11 protein-coding genes are annotated in these 10403 nt (G+C 67.9%); 9 read left to right on the top strand and 2 right to left on the bottom strand.

Features of this window, described 5'->3' with window-relative positions; genetic code table 11:
* Positions 1–318 (top strand): hypothetical protein (locus H0X00_RS03335; RefSeq protein ID WP_293767308.1); only part of this gene is annotated, 318 nt, incomplete at its 5' end.
* A gap of 13 nt (positions 319–331) precedes the next feature.
* Here H0X00_RS03335 and H0X00_RS03330 read toward each other — a convergent pair.
* A complete protein-coding gene (locus H0X00_RS03330) occupies positions 332–1036 on the bottom strand; it encodes a DUF4184 family protein (RefSeq protein ID WP_293767307.1) in 705 nt (234 codons plus the stop codon).
* Positions 1037–1227: 191 nt separating this feature from the next.
* Between H0X00_RS03330 and H0X00_RS03325 the strand changes: the two genes are divergently transcribed.
* Positions 1228–1830 carry a hypothetical protein gene (locus tag H0X00_RS03325; RefSeq protein WP_293767306.1) on the top strand — a complete coding sequence of 201 codons (603 nt, stop codon included), beginning with the start codon at positions 1228–1230 and terminating at the stop codon, positions 1828–1830.
* 317 nt (positions 1831–2147) lie between these two features.
* Positions 2148–2801 carry a hypothetical protein gene (locus tag H0X00_RS03320; RefSeq protein ID WP_293767305.1) on the top strand — a complete coding sequence of 218 codons (654 nt, stop codon included), beginning with the start codon at positions 2148–2150 and terminating at the stop codon, positions 2799–2801.
* Positions 2802–2881: 80 nt separating this feature from the next.
* Here the strand turns inward: H0X00_RS03320 and H0X00_RS03315 are convergent, their stop codons facing one another.
* Positions 2882–4582: a DUF4012 domain-containing protein gene (locus H0X00_RS03315; protein WP_293767304.1), complete on the bottom strand. Its 1701-nt coding sequence runs from the start codon at positions 4580–4582 to the stop codon at positions 2882–2884.
* A 194-nt stretch (positions 4583–4776) separates the two neighbouring features.
* On the opposite strand from H0X00_RS03315, the gene H0X00_RS03310 reads away from it, so the two are divergent.
* The 6 genes from H0X00_RS03310 (at position 4777) to H0X00_RS03285 (ending at position 10377) form a co-directional block, all read left to right on the top strand.
* Positions 4777–5166 carry a hypothetical protein gene (locus tag H0X00_RS03310; RefSeq protein ID WP_293767303.1) on the top strand — a complete coding sequence of 130 codons (390 nt, stop codon included), beginning with the start codon at positions 4777–4779 and terminating at the stop codon, positions 5164–5166.
* 102 nt (positions 5167–5268) lie between these two features.
* Complete coding sequence (locus tag H0X00_RS03305; RefSeq protein WP_293767302.1) at positions 5269–6288, top strand: GDP-L-fucose synthase; 1020 nt, start codon at positions 5269–5271, stop codon at positions 6286–6288.
* Positions 6198–7616: a glycosyltransferase gene (locus H0X00_RS03300; protein ID WP_293767301.1), complete on the top strand. Its 1419-nt coding sequence runs from the start codon at positions 6198–6200 to the stop codon at positions 7614–7616. The genes H0X00_RS03305 and H0X00_RS03300 overlap by 91 nt, the downstream gene beginning before the upstream one ends.
* A gap of 120 nt (positions 7617–7736) precedes the next feature.
* Complete coding sequence (locus H0X00_RS03295) at positions 7737–8441, top strand: methyltransferase domain-containing protein (protein WP_293767299.1); 705 nt, start codon at positions 7737–7739, stop codon at positions 8439–8441.
* 443 nt (positions 8442–8884) lie between these two features.
* Positions 8885–9604 carry a glycosyltransferase gene (locus tag H0X00_RS03290; protein ID WP_293767298.1) on the top strand — a complete coding sequence of 240 codons (720 nt, stop codon included), beginning with the start codon at positions 8885–8887 and terminating at the stop codon, positions 9602–9604.
* Positions 9604–10377, top strand: a complete 774-nt coding sequence (locus tag H0X00_RS03285) for an FkbM family methyltransferase (RefSeq protein WP_293767297.1) — start codon at positions 9604–9606, stop codon at positions 10375–10377. Before H0X00_RS03290 ends, H0X00_RS03285 begins: the two co-directional genes overlap by 1 nt.
* Positions 10378–10403 lie beyond the last annotated feature (26 nt).

The raw sequence follows: 10403 nt of genomic DNA, 5'->3' as shown, positions 1-10403 counted from the left end.
GTCTCCCCGCGCGCGGTCCGCTCGGTCGACGTGCTCCTCGCCGAGGAGCCCGCGCTCACCGCCCGCACCGGCGAGCAGCTGCCGCCGCCGCGTCCGGCCATGGACGACGCCGTCTTCACCGAGCTCGAGGTCGCCGAGATCGCGCAAGTGAAGCCGAGCTGGACGTTGGGCTCCCTGGTCTCCATCCGCCGCGGGCTGGCACTGACTGTGCTGACCACCGCGATCTACGTCGGGGCAACCGCGTGGATTCCGGCCACCCCGGCCATCACCGACCAGCCGGCGCCGACGGTAGCGTCGGCCAAGCTCAGCCAGCACTGAGCTCGTCGCCGGCTCAGGCCGTGCGGACCGCCCGGCGTAGGTGCCACCCGACGGCGAGCACCAGCACGGCAGCGAGCAGCAGCGCACTGGCGCGGGTAATGGCGTAATAGGCGATCGTGCGCAGGTCACCCGTGGTGGCCGCGGCATGCAGGCCGATCAGTGCACCCACGAGCGCGGCGACGCCGATGACGGCCGACCAGGTCTGCCCCGGGCCGCGCCAGGCCCGGAGGAGGACGATGGCAATCACCGCCAGGCCGAGCACACTGCCGCCGTACTGCAGCCAGGAGTAGCCGGCGTAGGTGTGCGAGAGCGCCGGGACCAGGTGCGTCCCCCACCGGTCGACGTGCGTGAAGGAGTCCACGAACACGTGCAGGGCGGAGCCGACAAACAAGGCGACGGGAACCAGCGCGAGCTCGCGTCTGTCCCGCAGCCGGGAGCACAATCCGAGCCGGAGACCGGCCGCCCGGGACCGGACCGCCTGGGGCGCCCCCGCCAGCACCGGAGCCGCCAGCAGTCCGTGCCAGAGCGCCCACAGGGCGAGGCCCAACAGCAGGTCCTCGCCGACGAGCCCGGTCCAGGAGTGCGTCTGTTCGGTCGGGCGGTGCGCCAGGTGGACCGGCAGGTCGGGCACCGTCGAACCGATGACCAGCGCCGACGCCGGCAGCGGGGTACGCATTAGCGGCAGCGCCAGCGCCACGTGGCTGACCGTGAACGGCACCGCGCCTCCTTGCGGTTGACGAGCTGGTTGGCGGAGACAGCCGTAGCGAGACGTACTCGGACTCTTCTTGTCAGATGAGCACGCAAACCGGGCGCACGCTGCCAAGTCAGCTCACCTAGATCGCAAAGGGCCTACCGCGGCGCGCGCGGGGGCGGCGGAGGTTCGCGATGCGCGGCAGTAACAATGTGCCGGTGCGTCACGCCTCCGTCCCGACGAGCTTCGCGTTCCTGTTCGTCTGCACGGGGAACATCTGCCGCTCGCCGTTCGCTGAGCTACTGACGGCGCATCTGCTTTCCGGGCGCCTGGGTAGCGAAGTCCGGGGATTCCACTTCGCCAGTGCCGGCGTGGGCGCCGTGGTCGGGTCGCCGATGCACCCGGACACCCGGAACGAGCTCGCTGCCTGGGGGCTGGCCGACACCTACGCGGGCGGGTTCCTCGCCCGCCAGCTCGAGGCGCCGATGGTCGACGAGGCGGACGTGGTGCTGACCGCCACCGTCGAGCACCGCACCGCGGTGCTGGGGTTGTGTCCCCCCGCCCTGCCGCGCACGTTCACCCTCCTGGAATTCGCGCGGCTGATCACTGACCTCGACCCCGGCCCGCTTCCCCTGGACCCCATCCAGCGCGCCCACGCCCTCGTCCGGCACGCCCCAACGCAGCGGGGGACGACCCGGTCCGCCAAGCCCGCAGACGACTCCATCTCCGATCCGATGGGACGCCGACGCAAGGCTCACCACACCGCCGCACAGCAGGTGACCCAGGCGGTCACCGCAATCGCCGAAGCGATCGCCCCCTGACGCGGTGACGCAACGTCAGAGACGCCAGACAACCGACCCTTCCTCCAAATTGGTGATTCTCGGGAGAGCTCCTATAGCGGTCGGCGCGCTGCCCGGATCAGGAGAAAACGGACGAATCCACGTAGCAAGCTCGAGTGCGACGAAGAGCGGGATGTCGCCCTGCTTCTTGATCCACTAGCGTCCGCTGCACGAAGGCCACGGCAGCTACCGCGAGCCATCTCCAAACAGCAGGGGAAGGGTCCATCGCGATGACCATCTATCGGCGATCCCGGGTCACATTCGCCGCCGCCTGCGGCCTCACGGCACTGGTGCTGGCTATGCCAATCTCGGCGGCCGCGGCCCCCTACACCGCCGACGCGGTTGTCGAGGTCTCCACCACGAACCCGGCCGTCGGCGGCCAGCTGCTGTTGACCGTCCACGGGTTCACGCCCGGGGAAACTGTGGTCTTCGAACTGCAGTTCACCGTGTACAACCTGGGCAGCGCGGTGGTGGACGCGAACGGGGACGCTTCCGTGATCGCTCAACTGCCGCCGGGTGTCGCCTGCCAGCACGTCATCACAGCGACCAGTCCGAGCCATTTCGCCAGCACCGACATCGTGATCGGCCCGCCCCAGGCGTGCACCGCCGGCGGCAACGGCAACGTCGGCAACGGCAACGTCGGCAACAACAACAGCGGGAACGGCAACGTCGGCAACAACAACAGCGGGAACGGCAACGTCGGCAACAACAACGGCGGGTCCGGAAACACCGGTAACAACAACGGTGGCGGCGGCCACGGCGGGTACGACTACAGCGGGTACGGCAACACTGGGCCGGGGTACGGCGACTGGAGCGCGACCGGCTGGGGCTACGTCTCCTACGCCCGCGCCACCGCGCCGGCGCCGTTGAACCACGCGCCCGAGGTGGCACTGGCCTCGATAGCGGTGGTTGGCGCTGCCGGGTTCCTGCGCCGCCGGCGCAACCTGAGCTGACAAACCGTCAGCTAACTGCGGAGCCGCGTTAGCCCGAATGGGTGGAATCCTGACGGAGGCGTCAGCGACGGCCCCACGGACTAGCAGAACTCGTCGCGCACCGCCACCGTCAGCGGCCGCACCAACGGCTGGCGCAGGACGATCGGCGCGCCCCCGGCGGCCGGTTCCTCGAGGTTGAGCACCACGGTGCGGGTGGTCCCGCGCGGGAGCTCGACGTCGACCAGGAACACGGGGTGTCCGCGCTCGGTGCCGGCGGACAGACCCGCGGGCTTTCCGTTGATCGTCACCGACTTCGCAACCGCACCCTCGGTGGCTGCGTAGTAGATCGTCACTCGGTTGTCGCCCAGCTTGATCGGGTAGCCCGGGTTGTCCGAGCGGGGGGCGACGTAGGCGGAGACCTCTGAAGGTGCTGTGTTCGTCAACGCGACCGTGACCGTGACGACGCGCTCCGGGCCGCAGCCTGCGCGCTGCCAGGAGAGCGAGCGGTCCAGGTAGTAGTCCAGCTTGTTGCCGCCCTCGTTAATGATCGTCAGGCCGGCGTAAGCGCCCGCAGTCTGCGGCACGACCCCCGACAGCGGGGTCTGCTCCACCATCGACTGGAGGTCAGGGTGAGCGCTCCACACCAAGAGCCGGCGTTCGTGGGCTGCTCGGGCCAGGGCACGCGCCAGATCCTCCGGATCGCCCGTTGCACCGGTGATCTTGTCCGCGGCCGCCTCGGCAATATCGATCAGGAACCGCTTCCGCCCAGTGGTATCGGCTGCGAACCGGTCGTAGGCGGTGCTTTGAGTCAGCGCCACGACGTTCGCTGCGGAAACCTTCGTGCCGTCGGCGAGCCTCGCCGGCCCGGTGACCGCAAGCAGGTAACTGAGCACTTCGGGGTCAAGGGCAATGACGCCGTCCACGGTCTGCCCGCTGTGCTGGCGCCACATGTCGGCCCAGATCTGCGCAGCATAGGGAAAATGCGGAGACAGGTTGCCGTTCAGGAACAAGGTCTTGGTCGCGGCATTCGCATAGAGCTGCTCGTAGTCTCGGTCGAACTTCACCGCAGCGGTAATCCCTGCCAGTTCGCCATCGCTGTGGAAGCCGACGAAGTCAATGTTCCCGTTGGCCGCCCGCACGATCGCGAAGGCGCCCGGCAGCCCCCCAGTGCCGCGAGCCTCGGCATTGTTCTGGAAGGCGACGAAGTAGGTCTGCGGTCTGTCGGCGCCGAGCATGTGCGGCAGCAGCTGGCTGGCCTGAATGGTGGAATCAGCCAGATGGGCTAACGGCCGCAACTCCGCCAGCAGGTCGACGCGGGCCCGGTCGACGCTGCTGAGGTAGGTCGCCCCCGGCAGTCGCTCCGTCGCGGCGATCGCCCGGTCGAGGGAGGCTGCGGCGTTGTCCAGTGCCGGCGCCACCTCCCGCAGGGCGGCGACGTCGATCCGGCCGTCGTCGGAGCGCAGCTGATCGGGGTCGATGGTCGTGCCCGCGTGGACGAGTTGCGGCAGCGCATGACGACCGAGTTCGTCGGCCACTTCGGTGATCCCCCGGGCGGTCTCGAACGGTTCACCCAAGTAGGGAAGTTTACTGATCAGAGCCCATGCCGGGCCGCCGGTGAGCTTGTGGGAGCGGGATGCCTGACGGGCCATCAGATCGGCCGAGGCCGTGGCAGCGGGGATGTCGGCTGCGAGCAACTGCGCGCGCAGAATCGGTGCTCCGGTGCGGACGGCGTCGAGCTCACTGCGCGCCATCCAGGCCGTGATGCCGACCCAGATGACACTGACCGCGATCAGTCCCGCCACGCCGAGCCCGGCGATGCGGGCGACGTACCGGCGCTGCAGGCGATGCCGTCGCCGGCCGCGATGCGATCTGCGCACTCCGACCCCCGTCGTGCCACCCGGTTGCGTTCTTGTCGACACGTCAGATCCTGCCCTAGCGTCGAGCCCCTCGGCAGTGGCCACCGCCGGCGGCGATGTGGCCGAAAGGGGCAATCCACATGAACTGGACCAAGCAGGCATGCACGTTGGCCGTCGCTTCCGCCGTCGGCCTCGGAGCGGTCTCCGCCGGCCCGGCGCTCGCGCAGCCGGCGCCCTACACGCTGAAGGCGACCACGACTGTCTCGACCACAAACCCGCCGCGCGGTGGCAACGTCAAAATGACCGGCGCGAACTGGGCGGGCGGGGAGACCGTGGTAATCCGCATCCGCTCGAAAGCCAAGACGCTGGCCAAGGTAACGGCGAACCCCCGGGGGAAGTGGAGGACCACCATCACCCTGCCGAAGAAGTACCGCTGTCAGCACACGCTGGTCGTCCGCGGGAAGAGGTCGGACTATGTCACCCGCACGCCGATCGTGATCGGCAAGGCCAGCAGGTGCAGGAAGCTGTGACCCCGCCCCGGACGGCCTAGCACCGGCGCCAAGACCGCCCATTTGTGATGTCTTTGTCCTTCGCACGACTCAGGACAAGTCGTCACATTGGGGGTTGAGCAGATGCTCTCGCGCACCGCACGAATCCACATTGCCGGACATCGAGGGCTCGTCGGGTCAGCCGTCTGGCGTTCCCTTGAGAACGAGGGATTCTCCGACCTGGTCGGGCGTTCCAGCACCGAGCTCGACCTGCGCGACCGGGCGGCCGTCGACACGTTCTACGACGAGGTAAGGCCCGAATACGTGGTGCTCGCGGCGGCCCGGGTCGGCGGGATCCTCGCCAACAGCAAGCAGCCGGCGGAGTTCCTGTCCGACAATCTGCGTATCCAGTTGAGCGTGCTCGACGCCGCGGCTCGCATCGGCGTTCGTAAGGTGCTGTTCCTCGGATCGAGTTGCATCTACCCGCGCCTGGCCCCGCAGCCGATTTCCGAGGACGCGCTCCTGACGGGGCCTCTGGAGAAGACGAACGACGCCTACGCGATCGCCAAGATCGCGGGGATTCTGCACATCCAGGCGCTGCGGCGGCAGTACGGACTGCACTACGTCAGCGCGATGCCGACCAACCTCTACGGTCCGGGCGACAACTTCGACCTGGAAACCTCGCACGTCCTCCCGGCCATGATTCGCAAGTTCCATGACGCGAAGGCCTCGGGCGCGTCCCACGTGACGATGTGGGGCACCGGTTCGCCCCGGCGTGAGTTCCTCCACGTCGACGACATGGCACGTGCGTGCCTGGTCCTGCTGGAGAGCTACGACGACGACGCCCCGATCAACATCGGCTGCGGCGACGACGTGACCATCGCGGAGTTGGCGGCGACCGTGGCCGACGTCGTCGGGTTCGAGGGCGACTTGGTGTGGGACACCACCAAGCCCGACGGCACCCCCCGCAAGCTGCTGAACACCTCACGCATCAACGCCCTCGGCTGGCGACCGGAGATCGAGCTGCGCGACGGCCTCAAGAGCACCTACGAGTGGTTCGTGGAGAACATGTCATGCGCAGCGACTCTCACCTCCCGGCCCAGCAGGTCGACCTCCCCCACCAACGCGCCGCGGAGCCTTCCGCTCCCGCGAGCTCGGCGGTAGCTGGGCGCAACGTCCTGATCGTCGGCATCAACTACTGGCCCGAGCCGACCGGCATCGCCCCGTACTCCACGGCCATCGCGGAGCACCTTGCACTCAGCGCGGCATCGGTCACCGTTTTGACGGGCTTGCCGTCCTACCCGGAGTGGAAGGCCCCCGCCGAGTACCGCGGGCGACGACGCTTTCGGCAAACCCGAAACGGTGTGGACATACACCGGCTCTGGCACACCGTTCCCTCGCGCCAAGACGCTGTGCGGCGGGGACTCTATGAAGGGACCTTCTTTGCTCACGCGGCGGCCAGTCGGCCGCCACGGCTGCCCGATCTGATAGTTGGGGTGACTCCTTCTCTTGGGGGTGCCCTGGCTGCGGCCCACTTTGGTGCGCGTTACGACGCGCCATGCGTGGTCGTCGTTCAGGACCTCCTCGGCGCTGCGGCGGCACAAACTGGAATCGCCGGCGGAGGTCGGGTCGCCGCGCTCGTCGGCCGGGCGGAGCGCCATGCGTTGCGGCGAGCCTCTGCCGTCGTCTTAGTGACGGACGCCTTCCGGGCAACGCTCCGCGATTACGGAGTTGCCGAAGACCGTCTCCACACCATCCGCAATTGGTCCCGGTCAGCGCCCGCCCGCCGTGACCGGGACGCCGAACGCCTCCGGCTGGGTTGGTCGGATGCAACGGTGGTGCTGCACACAGGCAACATAGGCCTGAAGCAGGGGCTCGCCGTCGTGGTCGAAGCCGCCCGCATCACGCGGGACCGTCGCGACTTGCGTTGGGTGCTCATGGGCGACGGATCTCAGCGCGCGGACCTACAGCGCCAGGGCAGCGACCTCCCGAATTTGGAGTTCCTACCGCTCTGCGCCACGGAGGACTACCCGGAATTCCTCGCCGCCGCCGACATTCTCCTGTTGTGCGAGCGACCGAGCGTGAAGGACATGTGTCTCCCGAGCAAGCTCACCAGCTACTTCACCAGTGGGGTCCCCGTGGCCTCGGCGGTGTCGGCGTACGGCTCCACGGCACGGGAACTCACGCTGGCCGGCGCTCCTACCCCGTCAGCCCCGGGCGACGCCGAGGCGCTGGTGAAACAGATCATCGCTCTGTCCGCCGACCCCCAGCTTGGGGCACGCCACGGCGCGGACGCAGCGCAGTATGCGCACGAGAACCTCGCGTTCGACATTGCCGCAGAACGACTCGATGCGGTCCTGGCGGCGGCGGTCGCTGATCATGCTCGATCCGCTCCACGAAAGGCTACTCGACATGGTTCCGGCGACAGACCTCCTCGCTCGCAAGGACGAATCGCGACGATGCCTGAGGGCTCGACGACCGATGCATCATGACCGCCCATGGCCGTTCGCGCTGCGCCGTCGCACCCGCTTCAGGCCGAAGCACCTCGCGATCGCGGGCGCCGAGATTCATTGCGGACCCCTCCACGTGATCGTCGATCGAGGGAAGGCCTGATGACCATTCAGATGACGTCGCGCCGCCGAATGAGCCATGCCCCGCGCCAGGGCACGGCTGCGGCGGTCGAGCCGCCCCTGCTGAACCTTGGCAGCGGACCGGCCGTCGTCATTGGCTGGGTCAACATCGACCGATCCCCTAACGCGCTGCTGGACCGGTGGGGGGCGACCAAACTAATCCTGCGACGGGCCGGGCTGCTCAGCGAAGCGCACATGACCTCGTGGCCACGCGAGATCGTACGAGCCGACATCCGAAACCTTGCCTACGCCGACAGCTCGGTGCGGGCGATCTATTCGTCACACACCTTGGAGCATCTCTACTACCGTGAGGCTGAGCAGGTACTGCGCGAGTCGTATCGCGTGCTCCAGCCGGGGGGCGTGCTCCGCCTCGCCCTACCGGACGCCGAAGCCATCGCGCGCGAATTCACGACCGGCTGCAGCGACGGTGATCCCACAGCCACGCTCGAGTTCAACCGCCGATTGAACGCGCACCCGCTGGAGCGTCCAAGTGCGCTCACGAGCTTGCGCAACCTCGCTGGCGGCCATACCCATCGATGGCAGCCGTCGCCAACACTGCTTGAACACATGCTGGTCTGCATTGGCTTCGCGGAGGTCCACCACCGTACTTTCCGTGTCGGACTCTGTCCGGATCTAGCCAAGGTGGAAACTCGGCCCACCAGCTTCTTCATCGAGGGCTTGAGGTGACCGGACGCAAGCGGACCGGTCGACTAGACCTGCTCTGGGTGACCAACATCGCGACTCCCTATCGAGCGCCCTTATGGGACGCCCTCGGGGCGCGCCTCCGCCTGGGGGTGGCGGTGATGGCGGACTCCGAGCACAACCGCCAGTGGCAGGTCGACCTCGACGATCGGAGCTTTGAGGTCGTTCACTGCCGAGCGCGTCCGATCTACCGCACCGACGACAACACGGTTTACGCGCCGTCCTCGCGTCTTTTGCTAGCCGTCTCCGCCCGGCCGCGCGCGATCGTGATCGATGGTTGGGAGTCGCCCGCGTACATCGCGGCCAAGCTGTGGGCGCGGGTCCTCCGCGTACCGATGTACGCCTCCTATCGGACTTCCGGCAATCACCGGTTTGACTCAGGGCCCGTGGCTGCCACTCGTAAATGGTTTCTGCGATCGTCTCGGGCGGTGCTCACCGCCGGCGTGACCTCCACGGCCGATGTCGTCGCGATGGGTGTACCCCGGAACCGGGTCGTCGAGGGGTTCAACACGGTGGACGTCGAACGCTTCGCTAAGGGGGCGCAACGAGTGCGTGGCGGGGACCACCGGATTGGAGGCGGGCACCGCTTCCTTTACGTCGGGATGATGATCGAGCGCAAGAACGTCCACGGCCTCATCGACGCGTTCGCGACCATTCGGGAGCCCGGTGACACCCTCACCATCGTCGGGACCGGCCCGTTGGCACCGGGCCTCCGCACACGGGTGCAGGCGCTCGGCCTAGCCGACGCCGTGTGTTTCCGCGGCCACCTCGACGGGGACGCCCTGACCGCGGCCTACGGCGGGGCCGAGACCTTCGTGCTGCCGAGCACGCTCGAGGTGTGGGGCCTGGTGGTGAACGAGGCACTGGCAGCCGGACTGCACGTGGTGGTGTCCGGGGTCGCCGGCGTCGCTCCTAACATCGAGGGCATGCCTGGGGTGTTCTTGGTGCCCCCGACCAGTGCCGAGATCGCACGCGGCATGGTCGCCTCGCGCGAAAGTTGGTCCGGCCCGTGCGCCGACCACCCGATCACTGCCCACACCCCGCAGGCACTCGCGGCGCTCGTCGCGCAGATGGCGCGCTCAGAACCCGAAGCACCGTCAGGTCCGAGACGACACCTGTGCTCATCGGGTAAGCGTGGAGGCCGATGATGAAGCGCGGCTTGCCTCGCAGCCCAACCGACGGCGCCAGAAAGCGGCTCAAGGAAGGGCTTCACGCGTATCTGCGTCGACAGGGTTGGCAACTGAGCCGCTACCCCGTCTCCTACAACGCGGCGCACAAGCGCAGCTTGTTACTGGACAACCTGGGAACGCGGCTGGTCGTGGATATCGGCGCGAACACGGGACAGTTCGCCACCGAACTGAGGACGTACGGCTACCGGGGCCGCATCCTGTCGTTCGAACCGCTCCCGGACGCTTACGTCGAGCTGTCGCGCAACGCCCAGCGCGACCCCGGTTGGGACACTGTCGCATCGGCGCTGGGATCGACAGACGGCGTGATCGCGATCAACGTCGCGGGCAACAGCGTGAGCAGTTCGCCCCTGGCGATGCTAGACCGGCATTCGGATGCGGCGCCCGGATCGGCGGTAGTCGGTCAGGTGAGAAGGCCGATCGCACGGCTGGATTCGGCGTTGGCGGATCGGCGCCTGGACCACCTGCAGCACTTGGCGCCGTACCTGAAGATCGACACGCAAGGCTTCGAACGCGAGGTTCTCGCGGGAGCCCCGGACACGCTCAAAAAGGTCTCTGCCGTGGAGCTGGAGCTGAGCCTCACTGAACTGTACGAGGACCAACCCCTTTACGACGAGATTGTTGCTCTTCTCGACGCGGCGGGCTTCCGACTGGCAGGCGTGCAGCCCGGCTTCTGGGATTGCCAGACCGGCGAGACGCTCCAAGTCGACGGGCTGTTCCTGCGGAACGATTGAGGGATGCGAACGAGATGCAGCAGAGT

Source organism: Sporichthya sp., from assembly GCF_013815995.1.
Classification (GTDB): Bacteria; Actinomycetota; Actinomycetes; order Sporichthyales; family Sporichthyaceae; genus Sporichthya.
This window is presented reverse-complemented; position numbering and strand designations above follow the sequence as displayed.